The organism is Embleya australiensis, assembly GCF_051903075.1.
Classification (GTDB): domain Bacteria; phylum Actinomycetota; class Actinomycetes; order Streptomycetales; family Streptomycetaceae; genus Embleya.
Window position 1 is genome coordinate 3,825,943 of sequence record NZ_CP182423.1, and the last position, 16,410, is coordinate 3,842,352.

Genomic DNA, 16,410 nt, shown 5'->3' on the forward strand with positions numbered 1-16,410 from the left:
GACGTGTTGCTCGATTGCGCCCGTTCGTCGGCAACGGCCCCAGACCGCGTCGGCACACGGGCAGGGCCAAGCCGACCTCTCGCGCCCGCCCCCCGCCACGCCGGGCTCGGGATGCGGGCGTCCCGGAGTGCCGTGCGTGAATCAAGACCCGGCTCCGGCGCGGTGACGCGCGGGCCGCGGGGCGGCCGTGGCGGTGAAGGCAGACCGGGCGGGAGCGGAGGGAGGTCGGGCAGGACGGGAGACCTTTTTCTGCTCGCCGTCACTCCTGGGGGTGTACCGATTTGCCTCGGTGCGCTTTTGCACGGAAGCCCCCCACGGGGCATGGAGCGGTCCCGCGCACGCCGTCGCCGATCCCGAACCGTCGTGCAGCGAACAGGGCACGGCCCGCGTTCGGTACGGCAACCTGCACACGCACATCCCAGGAAGTGGACTCCAAGTGTTCCGGGCGGTGGAACGGACCGGAGAGTCATGCCCACGATCGTGTGACCGAGCACGTCCACGCCTCGATGAACTGCGACCTCACCGCCGCCGCAGCGGCCGGCGCGGCCGGCGTTCCTTCGGTTCGCTCACTGGGGTGATTCCAAGGGTCACCCGCTCACGATTCCCAGGGGTACTCCGGAGGCCAGCGATAGCCGAGCTTCTCGGCGGCCGTCTGCGAACCGCCCCAGACCTGTGCCGTGGCACGGGGATCTTCGGCGGTCAGCCGGGCTTCGAGTTGCTCCGCTTGGCCGGCTGGGTCGTCCGCGGAGATCGGTAGCCTGATCCCGAACTGGAGCCAGACATCCCCACGCTCGCCACAGCCGCGAGGGGAGCGCAGCACGACGTCGATCCAGTCGGGTTCGTTCCGATGGTCCCAGATCGCTTCGAGTTCGCAGTCCCAGGCGACCAGCGCACTGTCGTCCCCTGTCAGCTTTGCTTCGAGTAGATCGGCGACCACGGTGCCGGGCCATTGCCACCTGCGGTCCGCCTCGGCCCGGGCGACCTCGGCGTCGTACTGGTCGGCGGAGAACCGGCAGTCGGCCAGGCTGACATCCTTGTTCATCGGATTGCGCCAGCCTGTCCAGAGCACGTGCTCCATTTCGCGCCTGATCGTCACGTGGAGGGCGCCGCAGCACTCCTCCACGCATCCGGTCTCGGCGATGCGGACCTCGCGAGGGGTGGTGGTGGCCCGCAGTAGCCCCGTCGATCCCAGTAGGTGCCTTGGGCTGACGCTCCGGTAGGGGGAGTCGGCGAACAGGTCCAGTCCGCCGATGATCGGGCGGACCTCCAGCCCGACCTCGGCAGCCGGCGGGCAGATGATGCGCAGTTCCAGAACGTCCACGGTGTCGGCCACCGACCGATGATGGTCGACCGGACCGCCGCTGTCACCCGAATTACCGCGGCCTGCGGGTACGTCTTCTCGGTGGTGGGTTCGGGGAGTGGTGCCCTGGCCCGGCGGGGTGCGGCACGGATTGAGAATGTTCGTCTGTGCATGGCGGCTTGGGGTTTCCGTTGTCGCGGTGGGTGTGTCTTTCGGCGATGGGTGGGTTGGCCTGCGGTGTCGCAGGGTTTGAGAAGGCCGCGCAGCGTGATTGGGAATTCCCTGTAATGGGCGTCGTGTTCATTGGTCCGGGCCGATTTCGGTCGCCGTCCGCATCATCGCCTCGTTGGGCCGGGGTTGCTCGAGCCGCCGGCTGCCCTCGCACCGGATCGCCCGCGCGCCGCAGTCGGGTGAGCGCCGGCGCTTCCCCTGCTCAACGTACCCAGACGGGAGACGACCGCAAGGGCCGCAGGATTGGACACACCAGCTGCTACGCGGTACCCGACCCTGCCCCGTGGTGGTTCACGCGTTCGGGGGCGCCGGCTGCATTTCCCGGCGTCGGTATGGCCGTTTTGCCCAGGCCCCTTGCCGGCCGGCCTCGACGGTGATGCCGAAGTCGTGGCCGTGAATGCGGTGTTCGTCCTGCCATCGTAGGGCGGCGTCGACCTCGTCCCACAGTCGGCGCGGCCCGCCCTGGACGGCCTTGCCGATCCCGGGTCGGTCGTGGACCGTCATCCGGGGACGTCCTCGGCCCCACAGCTGTCGCATCGTCCCGCCACCGAGCGTTCGAAGCCGCACGTCGGGGGATTCTCGACGCGACGGTGTGGGTGAAGTACAACAAGTGGTGCCGCCTCCGAGCACGCCCGCCCGGTCGCTCGCCCATGCCCGATCGGCGTTGTCGGGCCGGGGGCGCCAGGGGTGGCGGGCGTCGACTTCCAATCAGGGTTCTGGCAACTCGTCGTTCCCCGCGAGGTCCACGACGCCGCGTGGCCGTACTCGCCCACGAAATGGCCGTTTACTGGGGCGTTCACAACGAACCGGTCTTCGCCTACACCGAGAACCCGCATGTCCACCGGCTCGCGAAGCTCGCGTTCGAGCCCCGCCACGCCATTCCCGCCTGGGAGGTGGAGATCGGACGCCTGCTGCCCGTGCCGGCGCCGAACACCGCGTTGGACGACGTGCTGCGGTTCCGCGAGAGGTATGCGGACGAGCGGGAGAGGCTGATGCGGGCCGTGTATCGACTGCTCGGGGACCTGCGGCGCGACTACCGGCATCCCGCGGACGTCCTCGCCGGGCTGCGCAGGGAGTTGACGGACGCGGCGCAGGCATACGGTGCCGCCCGCCGCTCGGCCCGTATCGTCTGGCTGCACCGGTCGATCCTGACCACCGTGGCCGTTACCGCCGCGGCGGGTGGAGCGCTGGTCGTACCGCAAGCGGGCTGGTTGCTGGGTGGTCAGCGGTGTGGCACTGGACATGGTACGAGATGTCAGGAACTCGCCTCACTGGGACGGCAATTGGGACCACTTTGCCCACCTCCACCTGGTCCGGTCGAACCTCCCCTGAACCACACCCGACACCGGCGCCTGCGCTGTCTCGATGCGGGTGCTCCGTCCCGGCTGCCGGTGTCTCTGTTGCGAGCGCTGGGGTTGCCGAGTGCTGCGGTCATATCGTTCCAGCGGTTTCACGCCGGATCGCCGCGTACAACTCGACCTTCGACATCCGCAGCATGACCAGCACCTTTCACCAGGAGCTGTGGATGCTGCCCTGGCAAGGACCCCGATGCCTCCCAACCTCCGGTCATGCACCCGGTTCGAGAACCCGCCACAGTCCGGCACACCGCCCCGGAGGTGCGGCCCCTCCGCCCGCCACTCCTCCGTGCCGGACGCGGCGGTCACCGCTTAGACATTCATGTCGTGATGCCGTCGAACACCAGCGATTCCCAAGACGATGCGCAGCTCTGCATGAGCGGTACCGTCACCGGTCACAGCAGAGTCCGGCAAGGACGGCTCGACGAGACTTGATGAAGCGTCAGTTTCGTCCGGTGAGCGGCGGGGCGTGCGCGGTCTCACACGATCCCGCCCTTCGCACTCGAACAGCTCCGTGACCCCCTGCGACGGCTCCCCAAGGTCTGTGCCAGAACCGAGTTTTGACATCCCTCAGGGGTGGGTGTCGGCGGCTCTATAGCGCAGTACTCCGTCTTGCGCAAGGAGGTAGCCGATGCCCCGTGACTCCGGCATCCGGCCGTTCAAGGTGGCGGCATCGGTGCAGCCGGAGGTCTCCCAGCCGATGTAGCCCGCGTGGAAGTCGGCGGTGCGGAACGTCTCGGTTCCCACAGCGGCGAGCCAGTCGTCGAGAACCCGGGACCTGAAGGACGGTTGGCCGCTCTCGCGGTGGGCGATGCCGGTGCGCTCGAGGGCGCCGACAGGAATGTAGAAGTCCAACCAGTCGACGGTGTCGGCTCCGTCTTCCAGTATCGCCACGCAACCACAGACCACGAGTTCGCCGGTCGGCAGGCGAACCTGGCCTCGCAGGTGCCCGAACCTCGTCAGGGACTCCACCGTGCACTCGACGGGCTCTTGCTCGTGGGGTTCACGGGACCGGTCACCGAAACACCCCTGGACTTCCGCTGCGGACCACACCGCGGTCAGGACGCGCTGCAGCCGGGCATCGCTCCGCGGCCCCACCTCGATTGCCAGCTCGTAGAAACCGCCCGTCCAGTTGTCGGCCGCGCGGAACGCGTATGGAGTACTCATGGCGCGATCATGACGGATCAGCAGCTGGACCGACATCCCATTACGTCACCCCGAGCGCCCCAACGAATGGCCGTAGAACAGGGATCGTCATTGCCAGCCGCCGTAGGCGAGGTGGTCGACGATGGCCGCACAAATCCTGGGGGCGGTGAAGGACTTGGTCCGGCTCCGCTGCCGGAAAACCTGCGGCGGGTCGGAGGGGAACATCGCGCGGCCCGCTGGACGAACTGCTCTCCTCGTGCCGGGTCCCGCCGGAGCGGGCCAGGCTTTGGCGGCAGGCGCGTACCCGTGCCGCGCAGGCCCGCAACACCCGCCGTACCGACGCGCCCCGCACAACCGCGGCCGAACTGGGAGGCAATTATCTGCTCGCGGGCTTCACCGGCCCCGGCGTGGATCGCCGTCTTCGGACAGGCCCCCTTTCGCCTGTACGTCGGCACGGCGGCGGGGGAGGAGGCCGTGGTGGACCTGGAGACCGGAGACCGACTTGCGAACCCCTCCTGGACGGACCGGCGCACCGCGGCGCAGCGCCAGGTCGGCGAGCGCGGGTACGTCCAGGTCGACCGTGACGGCTCCACCGCCGTGTGGGTGACGCTGCCTGGTCCGCCGCCCCTGGGCCGACGGATGGGCCTACGAGACGATCAAGGTGATCGCGGGTGGCCCAGCCGTTCCCGCCGTCGTGGTGGGCGGTGTACAGCGATCCCTCGTTCGATCCGGGTGATGCGGTGGGTGCTCATGACGACCACGAACCGATTGGCGATGCCGCAGTCCTGGGCGTCCGGGCAGAGCAGACCCCACTCGTCGACCGTGCGAACCGGGCCGTCCGCGATCATCGCCGTCCGCCGAAGCCATGCGCCTGCAGGATGTCCGCCCCTCGAGTGCGGGTGGTGACCTCTGCCGTGCCCGGGGTGCATTCCGACCCCCTGCGCGTCGCCCTCGCACGCGTCGCCCCGCATTGCCTGCCCGGGATGGGGCGCCAAGCGGCAGTGTAGGTGGCATTCGGGCAGGGACCGGGGTCGTCGAGTGGCCGGTGTCGGTTGGTCGGAGTCCGGTCCGGATGTCGCGCGTGTCGTTCCCCGAACGCCCTTCCCGACCGGTCGACTTCGCGCTGGATATTCGGGGGGATGCGACCGAGGAGGGGTACGCCGATGGGGGAGTTGGTCGGCCAACTGATCGCAGCGTTGTCGGGGAGCCTCCTCCCGATCCACGCCAACGAGGACAAGCACTGGGCCGAACAGCAGATCGTCTTCGACGACGGCCGGGTGGTTGAGACCTCCGCCCAGATATTCGGGGATCCGGGCTCGGGACGACCCTTCCCGACGGCCGTTGCCGGCCTCGGACTGTCCAAGGGGCAACTGGCCGTATTCCCTTTCGAGGCGTCACCGATGCTGCTGCGCCGGACACTGGTGCTCGACGGGTTCTCGGTCGACGTGCTGCGGGACCGGACCAAGGCGGATCCCGGTTGGGGCGTGCGGGGGTGGCGGATCGCCGAATGCGCCGCTGAGGGGCGGCCGTTGCTGCTCCACGCCCCGGCGGGGTTTCTGCGGCTGCTTCGGTACGCGGTCACCGCCGAGCAGTTCGATCGGGACTGACGTCGGCCTCCGGGCCCTTGTTGCCGGAGACCGGGGCGAGTTCACGGACTGCCTCGTGTGCGTGGGTGGTGTGGTGGCGGTGTGTTGGTCGGCATCGTCATGTAGGGGTGCGTTTTCGCAGTGGCGGGTTCGGGGCGCGGTGTTCCGACCTGGGGTGCGGCATCGATCGAGAAGGTCGTCCTGTGCTTGGTGACCTGGGGCTGCGGTCTGTGCTTGAGGACGGGGCTCCGGCCGTGTCGGGCCGTGCGGCCGCGCCGAGCGCGGGCGGGTGACGCCCGCGCCCGGCGCCCTTCGTCACGCCGCGCCGGGAATGATCATCTTCGCCATTTGGGCCGCAGCGCCGATCACGACGCCACCGCCCAACGCGATCGACGCGACGCCCAACACGATTCGACGCTTCACACGTGTGCGCACATCCGCCTCCGGGGTGGGGGGGTTCGACGACCGAGCGTGACGCGACCATCCTCGCGGGTCGCGGTGATCGACTCAAGATGCCCGACGGACGGTGGAGCGACGGGACGGGGGTCGAGACCGGCGACGTCGCGTCATCGATTGTCGCGAGTTCTCCGACCCAGCCGGTCCTGTGGCTCCACGGGCGCCCCGGCGCCAAGCCGAGCAGGGCGCCGACGACCTTGAGGGCACCGGACGCCCAGAGGATCACGATGAATCCGGTGTCCCTGTCCTCGAGCAGTTTCAACAGCGAGGGAGCGATCGTCGACCCGGTCCGTGCCGCACCACCCAGGACCCGGTAGAAGCCAGGGAGCGCGCAGAGGAGTCCCCAGACGGCCGCCGCGAATCCCGGCCACTTGCCGACCTGCTTCGGCATGATCCGTTTTCCGCGCGGGCAGCGTTGTTCCCCGACTCGATGCTTCGCATGTCAATCCTCCATGACGGAAACGGCGACATGAGCCGGGCCGGCGAGCATCCGGCTCGCACCGCGTCGCAGCAGTTCCGTAGCGCTTCCATACAACCCTGTATGGAAGCTGACCATACAGTACTGTACGGACATGGCAAGGCAACAGCTCACACCCCTCGATTGGTCCACCGCGGCACTCCGTGCGCTGGCACGCGGCGGAGTCGCGGCCGTATCGGTCAACGCACTCGCCGGCGAACTGCAAGCCACCCGGGGAAGCTTCTACTGGCACTTCAAAGATCGCAACGCATTGCTGACCGCCGCGCTGGAGATGTGGGAGCGCGATGGCACCACCACGTTGATCTCGCAGATCCGGAACATCACCGATCCCCTGCAACGGCTTCGGGCCTTGTTCACCATCGCGCTGGGACCGGAGGAGATCTCCGGCCTCGGGCCCGCGATCGTCGCCCACGCCGATCACCCCGCCGTCGCCCCGATCCTGCAGCGGGTCACCCGGCGGCGAATCGCCTACCTCACCGAGCTCTACACCGACGTGGGGCTCGAACCCGTTCCTGCACGACGCCAGGCAGTCGCTCTCTATGCCACCTACCTCGGATGGCTCGAACTCCGCCGCGCCTCCGGCGACACCGTTCCGGAAGTCGCCGCCACCGGCGCCCAGGCCGTCGCCGCTCTGGAACATCTCTTCACCGAAATCGCCCTTCCCGAGAGCCTGAAGCCGCCGGGCAGAGCCACATCACCCAGAAGGCAAAGCCCCCGGACCCAGTGACCGAGCCCCGGTGGCAGAGCCGGGCGGCCACCAGCTCAATCCGGCAACTCCTCATCAACATCGTCACCGCCGCCGTCTCCATGGACCTCGCATTTGCTCACCAGCCGGGAAGCGATCACACGATCCACGCGAAGCGATCTCTACCGCCCCGAGCGCGTACACCTGGACGCCCTGAACAAGCCGCAGTGAGGGCTCGGCGTTGAATACGACCGGTTCGGGCCCGATCGGCCGCGTGCGTCGGAGTGCGGGATGGCCGTGCTCACTCGTGATTCATACGGGTGCTCCGTTCGGCTGCTTCGAAAGATCTTGTCGATGCACCCGCGCCCCCGGGCCACCGGTGACCGAACCCGATGCCCTCGCGCCGGCCCCGGCCCACCACCGCGGCGCGGTCCGGCACCCCGAGGGCTCGAGCCGGGGGAGCGGGGCGGCGGCGGTCAGGTCGCCCGGCACGCCCCGTTGTCGACCCACGCGTGTATGAGGTCGTGGTGCGAGGTCCAACCTTCCGGCGCGTTGGGTATCCGCATTGGGACATCCGCCGGATCGCGCCCTGCGTTCTCCACGGTCAGACACACCGGATAGCGCCCGCTGTCCGTCGCGATCGTGAACCGCGCGCCCGCCGTCGTCCCCGAGACGCCTTCGATCCGCAACGCCGACCGCGAACCGTTCGGCGCATCGAGCCTGGTCCCCACGAGTGTGGTGTAGTCGATGGACCCGGCGAACCCTTCCAGCACCGACCCACTCGACAACTGCGCCGCGAGCCCGTCCGCCGCCGACCGGACGGAGTCCCGGTCCCACGTCGACCGATCGTGCAGGTTCACCATCAGCAGACCCAACCCGAAACCGCACAGCGCGGTCAGGATCCCACCGACCTGGCCCTTCCCGAACGACTCCCCCCAGCGCGGCGCGGCCTGCGAGCCGTCACCCGGACCCGCGAACTTCCGGTACAACCAAGGGAGATCGACCACGCTCAGCAGGAGTGACAAGCCACCGAGCCCGAAAAAGTAGACGGCCGATCCAGGCATGCCGCTTCCCCCGTCCGCTGCCCCGACCACCTCGCCGGCCGCGCCCGAAGCTACCACCCCACCGGTCGGAGCGCCGAGTTGTTCGTTGCGCGCGGCGCGGGTGGGATACGGAGCGGTTCACGCCCGCGCCAACCCGGCAACGCCACCCGGTCGTGGACCCAACCGGGCAGAGCAGCCGGATCGCGCCCGTCGGCCCCGTGCCGGGCCCGGCACGGCCGATGCCCGCCGCAGCAGCTCCGCGTGTGCTGTGATCGCATGAGCGCGATGGAGTGGGCGGGGCTGCCGCGGTTGCGGGGGCGCGATGCGGACGGCGCCACGAGTACACCTGTGGCGCGACTTCTTCACCTCGTGGCTCCCGACCGGGCGCCCGCCCCTGCGACGGCGGTCGGGTTCGCCTCGCCGTTCCGGGTGTTGTCGGCCTGTCGGCCTGTCGGCCTGTCGGCCTGTCGGTGGGGCCTCGTCGTCGCGGTGCGCCGTCGATGTCGTCGTCCGTGTGTCCTCGTCCGCCCTGTCCGTGTTCTCGTTCGGTCCCCGTCGTTGTCGGGGGCGGTCGGTGCCGGTCGAGGCCGGTCAGGTCGGGTGGGCGAACAGGTGGTCGAGGTGGTGGGTGATGGCGGTGATGGCTTGTCGGGGTTCGATCACGCCGAGTTCGAGGAGGGGTGTGAGGCCGGTGAGGGCCAGGAGGAGGTCGGTTTCGGTGGCGGGGTCGTGGTCGGGGGTGATGTGGCCGTCGGTGATGGCTTGGCGGACGATGCGTTCGACGAGGTCGCGGCCGTGGATCAGGTCCCGGCGTACGCGTGTGTGGATGTTCGCGTCGTGCAGGGCCTCCAGGACGTAGGCGGCGCTCATCCGGCTGGTCGCGCGCGCGTCGGGGTGCAGCGGAAGCATCTCCGTGAGCATCACCCGGAGCACGTCGCGTGGGTGTGGCGGGTCGCCGAGTTCCGCGACGCGTTCGGCGACGCGTTGCGCGGTTTGCTCGGACGCGAGGTTCATGGCGAAGACCAGCATTTCCTCGCGGGTGGCGAAGTAGTGCTGCACCGCCCCGTGGGACAGGCCCGCCTCGTGGGCCACTTCGCGAACGCTCGCGTGGGCGATGCCGCGTTGTTCGACCACGCGCCACAGCGCCCGGGCGATCGTCTCGCGGCGTTCGCGGTGGTCCACCTGCCTGGGCATCGCCCACTCCTCCCTTTCCAATACGGTTGACATAATACAGTCGACCGGTCAAAAGTGAAGCCGGAGCCTGTTCGCGAACGAAGGGATGGGGCATGTCCGAGCAACCGAGGGCACGCACGGCGGAGGGAGTCGTCGAGGGGCGCCGGCGGACGGGGTACGCGGTGTTCCGCGGGATCCCCTACGCCCGGCCGCCGGTGGGGCCGTTGCGTTTCCGCGCGCCCTCGCCGGTCGAGGGGTGGGAGGGGACGAGGCAGGCCGGCGAGTTCGGCCCCGTGGCCCCCCAGGCGGGGCCGACGGCGGAGGTGTCGCTCGGCGACGACTGGCTCACCCTCAACGTCGCCACCCCGAGCGTGGGAGCGGCCGGGCTGCCCGTGTTGGTGTGGATCCACGGCGGCGCCTACATCGCCGGGGCCTCGGGCGACCCGATGTACGACCCCGCGGCCCTGACCCGCGCCGGGCTGGTCGTGGTGAGCGTCAACTACCGGGTCGCGGTCGAGGGTTTCGCCCTCGTCGAGGGCGCCCCGGCCAATCGCGGTCTCCTCGACCAGATCGCGGCCCTGCAATGGGTACGGCGCAACATCGCCGCCTTCGGCGGGGACCCCGACCGGGTCACGGTGGCGGGACAATCCGCCGGAGCCGGGTCGATCGCGGCACTGCTGACGATGGAACAGGCGCGCGGACTCTTCCACAAAGCCATCGCCCACTCGGTGCCCGGCCTTGTGTCCACCCGCGACCTCGCCCGAGACGTCACCGCCGCGCTCGCCGCCCGCGCCGGCGCCACCCCCGACGTCGAAGGCATGTCCCGTATCACCCCCGCGCGCCTGGCCGCCGAACTCACCGCCCTCGGCGCCGATCCCGCAGACCACCGCGAACGGTGGGGTCGCCTCGCGCGGATCGGCGTCGCCGTATGCCCGGTCCTCGACGGCGAAGTGCTCACCGCGACCCCCTGGCAGGCCCTGTCCGACGCCCGCGCGAACGGCATCGACCTACTCGTCGGCCACACCCGCGACGAATTCCGACTCTTCAGCGTCATGGCGAGACGATCGGGCACCTACACCGAAGACGAAACCCGCACCATCCTGGACCTGTTCGCCCCCACACCGCACGGCCCCGACGCCTATCGCGCCGCCCACCCCACGGCCACGCCCGAGGAACTCCTCGAACTCGTATACTCCGACGCCCTCTTCCGGATGCCCTCCCTGCACCTGGCCCAGGCGAACCGGGCGGCCGGCGGCACGTCCTTCCTGTTCGAACTGCGACTGCGCGCTCCGGCGGGCGATGCACTCCTGGGCGCCTGCCACAGCCTCGACGTCCCCCTGGCCTTCGGCACGTTGGACAGCCCCACCGGCAGATACTTCTTCGGCGACCGCCCGGCACCCCGGATCCGGGCGGTGTCACGGGAACTCCAGCAGGCCTGGGTACGTTTCGCCACGACCGGGGATCCCGGATGGCCCGCCCACGAGCCCGACCGACGGCTGACCCGCCTCATGGACGTCGAATCCACCACCGCCCCCTACCCGGAAGCGACCTCCCAACGGATCTGGGAAGACCACCACCCGACCCCCATGGACCTCACCTAGACACCAACATCCGCAACCGACGGAACATCCCCACCAACCCGAACCCGGGTCGCCCCGGCCCCCCACCGGGACGACCCGGTCGGGTATCCGTCACACCCCGCCGCACCCGCGGCCCGCAACCGGCGGGACCAACACCGGACATGCGTCGGCCGCGCGGATCGGCGGCCGACGCGCAAACGCGGTCAGCCCCGAAACTCCCGCAGCGCTGCGTTGACGAGGGCGGGCTCCTGGGTGTGCGGGTAGTACCCGGGGACGTGCAGCAGGCGGCCCCCGAGGGAGTCGGTGAGGGACTCGGCCACGGCCGTCAGGGGCAGTCCCACGTGCTCGCGGTACGCCGCCGGTGCGTGCTCCCAGGTTCCGCAGATCACCAGGACCGGCAGCGCGGCGCGCCGGATCGCCTCCAGCGGGATGTCCGCCTCCCACACGGGCCGTTCCCCCATGGAGGTGGCGACGGCCCGCAGCCGGCGCGGCGTGGGCTCGGGCATGACCAACATCGATGATCGACTCATCCATGACCTCGTCCACCTTGGCGCGACCGGCCTCGGGCAGGCCGCGGTCGATGCCGGCCGCTACCGGGCCTCGGTCGCCGGCGCCTCCGGTTGCGGGGCTTCCTCGGCGGCGCCGTCGCGCAGCAGGACCCCGACGACGAGCGCCGCGCCGGTCAGCAACACCGCGCAGACCACGGCGGTGATCCGCATCTCCCGGGTGAAGGCGTGGAACGCCGCCCGCCGCAACGCGTCGCCGGTGCCCTTCGGCAGGTTCGCGGCGGTGTCGACGGCCGCGCCCAAGGTGTCCCGGGCGGTGTCGAGGTCGCCGGGCGACAGGCCGTCCGGTGCCTTGTCGGTCAGCGTCGTTCGATAGATCGTGGTGCCGATGCTGCCGAGGATCGCGATGCCGAGGGCACCGCCGAACTCGGCGGCGGTCTCGGTCATGGCCGACGCCGATCCGGCCCGTTCGGGCGGCGCGCAGGACAACACCACGTCGGTGACCACCGCGACCATCGCGCCGATACCGAGGGCGACGACGGTCAACGCGGCTACGAGGTGGCCGCTCCCGGAGTCGGTGCCGATCGGCGCGAGTACGACGAAGCCGAGCACGGACACGGCCAACCCGATGACGATCACGTTCGGCTTGCCGATGCGCGGGGCGAGCACGGTGGCCGCAGCGATGCCCGCGGGCATCACCAGGAACGTCGGCAAGGACCACACCGCCGACTCCAACGGCCCCATCCCGTGCACGAGTTGCAGGAACTGAGAGGTGAACAGGCTGAAGCCGACCAGGACGAACGAGCCGAGCCCGGCGGTGCCCAACGACACGCCGAACCGGCGCGAGCGGAACAACGACAGGTCGATCATCGGGTCTGCGACCACCCGTTGCCGGTACAGGAATCCGCCGCCGACCACGAGCCCGGCGGCGACCCAGCCGACCGGTTCCGGGCCCAGACCGTGCTCCGCGCTCCGCTTGATCCCGTACACGACGGCGACCACGGCGACGAGCGACAGGACCGCACCCAGGACGTCGAAGCGGCCGGGGACGGGGTTCCGGGACTCGGGGAGCAGCAGAGGTCCGAGCACGAGCAGCAGGACCATCACGGGCACGTTGATCAGGAAGACCGAACCCCACCAAAAGTGTTCGAGCAGTACGCCGCCGATGATCGGGCCGAGCGCGGCGCCGCCCGCGAAACCGGCCGTCCACACGCCCACCGCGGTGGCCCGCTCGCGTTCGTCGTGGAACATGTTCCGGATCAGGGAGAGCGTGGACGGCGCGAGGGTGGCCCCCGCGACGCCGAGCAGCGCGCGGGCCGCGATCAGCATGATCGGACCGGTGGCCAGGGCCGCCAGGACCGAGGCGACGCCGAAGCCGAGCGCACCCGCGAGCAACAACCGGCGCCGGCCGATCCGGTCGCCGAGCGTGCCCATCGTGATGAGCAGTCCGGCCAGGAGGAACCCGTAGGCGTCCATGATCCAGAGCAGTTCCGAACCGCTCGGATCGAGATCGGTGGTCAGGAACGGGAGCGCGATGAACAGGACGGACATGTCCATCGATACCAGCACACAGGAGAGCACGAGGACCGCGAGCCCGACCCACTCCCGCGTCTCGGCCCTGTTGCGTGTTTCCGTCATGTCCACCGTTCCCGAAGCCGTTTCCATCGTCGATTTTCCACCCGTCGCGTACGCAGTACGCGTCAGGTGCGTACACGATACCCATGACTCCCGAAGGTCTCCACTCGTTATCCAAGTCGCCGTACACCCAGCTGATTTCCGCACACAGCCAATCCTCGACTAGAATTTCGTCACGAAGTTGCTTGCGTGACGAAAAGGAGATCCGTGCGATGACGACCTGCGCGCGCTGCGGCAATGCGCTGGAGCCGGCCGTGCGCGGCAGGCCCAGGCGCTACTGCTCCCGGGCCTGCCAGGCGAAGGCGTATCGGGCCCGGACGGCGGGGGAGCCCGCGATCGACCCGACGGCCCCCGGCGCCGAAGCCACCCCCGCCACGGCCGGCGAGAACGACCCGCCCCACCTGACCGTCGAGCGCATCGTGCGCGCCGGCATCGCGATCGCCGACGCCGAGGGGCTGGACGCGCTCTCGATGCGCGCCGTGGCCTCCCGCCTCGACGCGGGCACCATGTCCCTGTACCGCCACGTGACGTCCAGGGACGAGTTGGTGGCCCTGATGGTGGAGGCCGCGCTGACCGAGGCGCCGCCGGCGCAGCCGCCCCCACGCGATTGGCGCGAGGGACTGGAGCGGGCCGCGCACCGCGACTGGGAGCTGTACCGCCGGCATCCGTGGATCCTGTCGAACGTGATGATGAGCACCCGATTGCGCCCCAGCCCCGGGATGGCGGCGGACAACGAGTACACGTTCACGTCCCTCGACGGGCTCGACCTCGAACCCGGTGAGGCGTTTCGCTACGTCTTCACGGTCACCGCGTACACGCAGGGCGTGGCCGTGACGCTGGTCGACGAGATCCGGAACGAGCGTCGGTCCGGCCCGGCTTCACGGCGGCGGCGCACCTCCGCCGATCCCTCCTGGGATGCCTTGTACGCGACCGGCGCGTATCCGCGGCTGACCCGCGCGATGCGCGCCGCGGGCGAACCCTGGGACCTGGACGCCCTGTTCCGGTCGGGCCTGACCGACGTCCTGGACGGCATCGCGGCGTCCCTGGCCCGGCGCGAGACGTAGCGACGGCCCGGCGATTCCGGTGTTGTTCCGGCTCGCGGGGTCGTCGTCCTGACAGGATGGCCGCATGGAACGTGTGCTTGGAATCGGTGGATACTTCATGCGGGCCGCCGACCCGGCGACGCTGAGCGCGTGGTACCGCGACTGCCTGGGCCTGGACGCCGACGACAACGGTGTGTGGCGGCAGCAGGCCGGGCCGACCGTGTTCGCTACATTCGAGTCCGAGACCGACTATCTCGGCTCGCGCGCCCAGCGGACCATGCTCAACTTCCGGGTCGGCGACCTCGACGCGATGCTCGCGCAGCTGCGCGCCAAGGGCGCGGACGTGGCCGAGGAGATCCAGGACATGGCCGGGATCGGTCGATTCGGCTGGGTCATCGACCCCGAGGGCAACCGCGTCGAACTGTGGCAGCCCGCCTGATCCCCCCGGACCAGTGACGCTTGCAGGACGTCGATCGTCGCGCGGTGCCTTGATGGAGTTGCCGCAGTCGTGGAGCCCGCGTCCTCGCCGGGACGGAGGCTGTGCCGGGGCCGCGCGACGGCGGGGCCGGTGTTGCCCCGCCGGGGTGGCCGCGCCGCCGCCGACACACGGCGACGCGTCATCCGCGCGGAGGTACGAGGTCCAGAGCGCGGATGCGGCGGCGGCCGAGCACGCGGTGCCGGTGAGGGGCCACCCTCGCTGCGGCCTGGCCGGCACCGTATTCGCGGAGGGAATTCTGCGAGCGCAAGATTCTTGCCCGAATTTGTTGCGCAGCGGAAGATGGTCCCGCCGTTGGCAAGTGGTGCCAGGAGGAGGGTTTGCGCAGGGGCGGGTGTTCGCGCTGCCCGGAAACCTTTGCCAGCCCGTGAGTTTCCCGTGGGGTAGGTAAAAGGGCTCTCGCGTGGAGGGTCACGCTTCCCTGTAATGCCACGGAGTTCGAGTTTCCGGTGGTGCGGGTTTTGCGGGTCCGGTGTTCGAAGATGTGCGAAGTGTGGTCGGTAAAGTCGCGAATCCGGGTGCGTGGTTCACCGTTTCGGACCAGCGCCGTCGGGGAGGGCGTGTCGTTAGCCGGGCGTGAATCCCAGAGCCTCCGTCTCCTCCTCCGCGTCTCCCGCTCTTGCCCAACGTGCCTTTCCCATGGGGGATTGGGTGCTCACCCCTCGTGCGGCGACGTTCCGCAAACGGTCTCCGCACGCGTACATCGAACGTGGGGGTCGTCGCGTCGCGCTTCGGCATTGTTCCGCCGACATGGAGCAGTTCGCCCTGGCGATGGTGTTGATCGCCGCGGAGTACTCGCGCCGTCTCGACGACGTCCTGGACGATCCGCGATCGTGAACCGGGACCGACCATCCGCCGACCGATCGAAATGCGTGTCCGGCATCGAAGTTCGTGACTGTGCCGCGCGCCGCCCGATCCCTCGAATGAGCCAGGCCCATGTATGAAGGTTATGGATACGACCCGTATCCCCCATCCGGCACACAGGTTCCGCCGGGCGTCGTGTCGTCGCCCGGCGTGGTGGAGTGGCCGGTACCGACCGCGGCCGTGTCACCCGACGGGCTCTCCCCGTCGTTCGCGGTGGTGGGGGACCCGCGGTTCGAGGCCGATCTCGCCCGGCTCCTGGGGAACCCCGCCGAGGAGGTTCCCGTCACCGTCGAACTCCCCGCTCCGGTCCGGGAGCCGGCCGGTCATCGCCGGCGGCCCGCTCCGCCCGCTCGGCCGGCTACCGGCGAACAGCGGGTGGACCGGATCAGCCGGTCCCTGGTGGTGGTCAGCGTCGTGTTGGTCGCCGCGATCGGTGTGCTCGGTGCCTTGATCACGCTCGCGCCGCTGAGGCACACCGCCGGCGCGACCTCCGGCCCGGCCCGGTGGTGGCCCGTCCTGGTCCAGGGGCCGTGGGTGGTGGCCTCGTTGTCGATCCTGCGCTCGAGTCTGCACCGCCGTCGGGCACTGCACTCGTGGATCGTGGTCGCCGCCTTCGCGGGCCTGTCGATGGCGCTGTCCCTCAGCCATGCCCCGATGACCGTTCAGGGCGTCGTCGTCGCCGTCCTGCCCGCGGCGGCGACCACGGCCTGCCTGCACCAGCTCGTCCGCCAGATCACCCTCACCCGCCCACCCCGACGACACATCCCCGGCCGACGCCGCGACCCACCGGGCTGAACCACACCCGCGCCGGCGCCGCAGCATTCCTGAACGCG

The 16,410-nt window shown here is 70.0% G+C and carries 15 protein-coding genes; 8 read left to right on the forward strand and 7 right to left on the reverse strand.

Features of this window, described 5'->3' with window-relative positions:
* Positions 1–595 precede the first annotated feature (595 nt).
* Both ACMXN5_RS46895 and ACMXN5_RS46900 read right to left on the reverse strand, forming a co-directional pair.
* Positions 596–1,333, reverse strand: coding sequence for a hypothetical protein (locus tag ACMXN5_RS46895; RefSeq protein WP_439680998.1), 738 nt, complete (start codon positions 1,331–1,333; stop codon positions 596–598).
* Between the two features lie 489 nt (positions 1,334–1,822).
* Positions 1,823–2,035, reverse strand: a complete 213-nt coding sequence (locus ACMXN5_RS46900; RefSeq protein ID WP_439680999.1) for a hypothetical protein — start codon at positions 2,033–2,035, stop codon at positions 1,823–1,825.
* A gap of 251 nt (positions 2,036–2,286) precedes the next feature.
* On the opposite strand from ACMXN5_RS46900, the gene ACMXN5_RS46905 reads away from it, so the two are divergent.
* Positions 2,287–3,030: a hypothetical protein gene (locus ACMXN5_RS46905; RefSeq protein ID WP_439681000.1), complete on the forward strand. Its 744-nt coding sequence runs from the start codon at positions 2,287–2,289 to the stop codon at positions 3,028–3,030.
* Between the two features lie 426 nt (positions 3,031–3,456).
* Here the strand turns inward: ACMXN5_RS46905 and ACMXN5_RS46910 are convergent, their stop codons facing one another.
* Positions 3,457–4,053 carry a hypothetical protein gene (locus ACMXN5_RS46910; RefSeq protein WP_439681001.1) on the reverse strand — a complete coding sequence of 199 codons (597 nt, stop codon included), beginning with the start codon at positions 4,051–4,053 and terminating at the stop codon, positions 3,457–3,459.
* 1,142 nt (positions 4,054–5,195) lie between these two features.
* Here ACMXN5_RS46910 and ACMXN5_RS46915 point away from each other — a divergent pair.
* Positions 5,196–5,639, forward strand: a complete 444-nt coding sequence (locus tag ACMXN5_RS46915; RefSeq protein WP_439681002.1) for a hypothetical protein — start codon at positions 5,196–5,198, stop codon at positions 5,637–5,639.
* Positions 5,640–6,646: 1,007 nt separating this feature from the next.
* Complete coding sequence (locus tag ACMXN5_RS46920) at positions 6,647–7,279, forward strand: TetR/AcrR family transcriptional regulator (protein ID WP_439681003.1); 633 nt, start codon at positions 6,647–6,649, stop codon at positions 7,277–7,279.
* Positions 7,280–7,713: 434 nt separating this feature from the next.
* On the opposite strand, the gene ACMXN5_RS46925 is transcribed toward ACMXN5_RS46920, so the two are convergent.
* On the reverse strand, positions 7,714–8,301 hold the full coding sequence (locus ACMXN5_RS46925; RefSeq protein WP_439681004.1) for a hypothetical protein: 588 nt from the start codon (positions 8,299–8,301) through the stop codon (positions 7,714–7,716).
* 570 nt (positions 8,302–8,871) lie between these two features.
* A complete protein-coding gene (locus ACMXN5_RS46930; RefSeq protein WP_439681005.1) occupies positions 8,872–9,474 on the reverse strand; it encodes a TetR/AcrR family transcriptional regulator in 603 nt (200 codons plus the stop codon).
* A 92-nt stretch (positions 9,475–9,566) separates the two neighbouring features.
* Between ACMXN5_RS46930 and ACMXN5_RS46935 the strand changes: the two genes are divergently transcribed.
* Positions 9,567–11,054 (forward strand): carboxylesterase/lipase family protein, encoded by a 1,488-nt coding sequence (locus ACMXN5_RS46935; RefSeq protein ID WP_439681006.1) that lies wholly within the window; start codon positions 9,567–9,569, stop codon positions 11,052–11,054.
* A gap of 182 nt (positions 11,055–11,236) precedes the next feature.
* On the opposite strand, the gene ACMXN5_RS46940 is transcribed toward ACMXN5_RS46935, so the two are convergent.
* Complete coding sequence (locus ACMXN5_RS46940; protein ID WP_439681007.1) at positions 11,237–11,563, reverse strand: hypothetical protein; 327 nt, start codon at positions 11,561–11,563, stop codon at positions 11,237–11,239.
* A 60-nt stretch (positions 11,564–11,623) separates the two neighbouring features.
* A complete protein-coding gene (locus ACMXN5_RS46945) occupies positions 11,624–13,177 on the reverse strand; it encodes an MFS transporter (RefSeq protein ID WP_439681008.1) in 1,554 nt (517 codons plus the stop codon).
* Positions 13,178–13,386: 209 nt separating this feature from the next.
* Between ACMXN5_RS46945 and ACMXN5_RS46950 the strand changes: the two genes are divergently transcribed.
* The 4 genes from ACMXN5_RS46950 (at position 13,387) to ACMXN5_RS46965 (ending at position 16,372) form a co-directional block, all read left to right on the forward strand.
* Positions 13,387–14,238 (forward strand): TetR/AcrR family transcriptional regulator, encoded by an 852-nt coding sequence (locus tag ACMXN5_RS46950; protein ID WP_439681009.1) that lies wholly within the window; start codon positions 13,387–13,389, stop codon positions 14,236–14,238.
* Positions 14,239–14,302: 64 nt separating this feature from the next.
* Positions 14,303–14,656, forward strand: coding sequence for a VOC family protein (locus ACMXN5_RS46955; protein WP_439681010.1), 354 nt, complete (start codon positions 14,303–14,305; stop codon positions 14,654–14,656).
* Positions 14,657–15,352: 696 nt separating this feature from the next.
* Positions 15,353–15,550 carry a hypothetical protein gene (locus tag ACMXN5_RS46960; RefSeq protein WP_439681011.1) on the forward strand — a complete coding sequence of 66 codons (198 nt, stop codon included), beginning with the start codon at positions 15,353–15,355 and terminating at the stop codon, positions 15,548–15,550.
* Positions 15,551–15,649: 99 nt separating this feature from the next.
* The gene (locus ACMXN5_RS46965) at positions 15,650–16,372 is read left to right on the forward strand and encodes a DUF2637 domain-containing protein (protein ID WP_439681012.1); all 723 of its coding nucleotides are present in this window, start codon (positions 15,650–15,652) and stop codon (positions 16,370–16,372) included.
* The last annotated feature ends 38 nt before the right edge of the window (positions 16,373–16,410 follow it).

Coding starts and splice junctions, on each gene's coding strand:
- ACMXN5_RS46925 (WP_439681004.1), bottom strand. CDS start 8,301: ATGCCTGGATCGGCCGTCTACTTTTTCGGGCTCGGTGGCTTGTCACTC.
- ACMXN5_RS46930 (WP_439681005.1), bottom strand. CDS start 9,474: ATGCCCAGGCAGGTGGACCACCGCGAACGCCGCGAGACGATCGCCCGG.
- ACMXN5_RS46900 (WP_439680999.1), bottom strand. CDS start 2,035: ATGACGGTCCACGACCGACCCGGGATCGGCAAGGCCGTCCAGGGCGGG.
- ACMXN5_RS46950 (WP_439681009.1), top strand. CDS start 13,387: ATGACGACCTGCGCGCGCTGCGGCAATGCGCTGGAGCCGGCCGTGCGC.
- ACMXN5_RS46920 (WP_439681003.1), top strand. CDS start 6,647: ATGGCAAGGCAACAGCTCACACCCCTCGATTGGTCCACCGCGGCACTC.
- ACMXN5_RS46955 (WP_439681010.1), top strand. CDS start 14,303: ATGGAACGTGTGCTTGGAATCGGTGGATACTTCATGCGGGCCGCCGAC.
- ACMXN5_RS46935 (WP_439681006.1), top strand. CDS start 9,567: ATGTCCGAGCAACCGAGGGCACGCACGGCGGAGGGAGTCGTCGAGGGG.
- ACMXN5_RS46965 (WP_439681012.1), top strand. CDS start 15,650: ATGTATGAAGGTTATGGATACGACCCGTATCCCCCATCCGGCACACAG.
- ACMXN5_RS46940 (WP_439681007.1), bottom strand. CDS start 11,563: ATGAGTCGATCATCGATGTTGGTCATGCCCGAGCCCACGCCGCGCCGG.
- ACMXN5_RS46910 (WP_439681001.1), bottom strand. CDS start 4,053: ATGAGTACTCCATACGCGTTCCGCGCGGCCGACAACTGGACGGGCGGT.
- ACMXN5_RS46960 (WP_439681011.1), top strand. CDS start 15,353: ATGGGGGATTGGGTGCTCACCCCTCGTGCGGCGACGTTCCGCAAACGG.
- ACMXN5_RS46915 (WP_439681002.1), top strand. CDS start 5,196: ATGGGGGAGTTGGTCGGCCAACTGATCGCAGCGTTGTCGGGGAGCCTC.
- ACMXN5_RS46945 (WP_439681008.1), bottom strand. CDS start 13,177: ATGACGGAAACACGCAACAGGGCCGAGACGCGGGAGTGGGTCGGGCTC.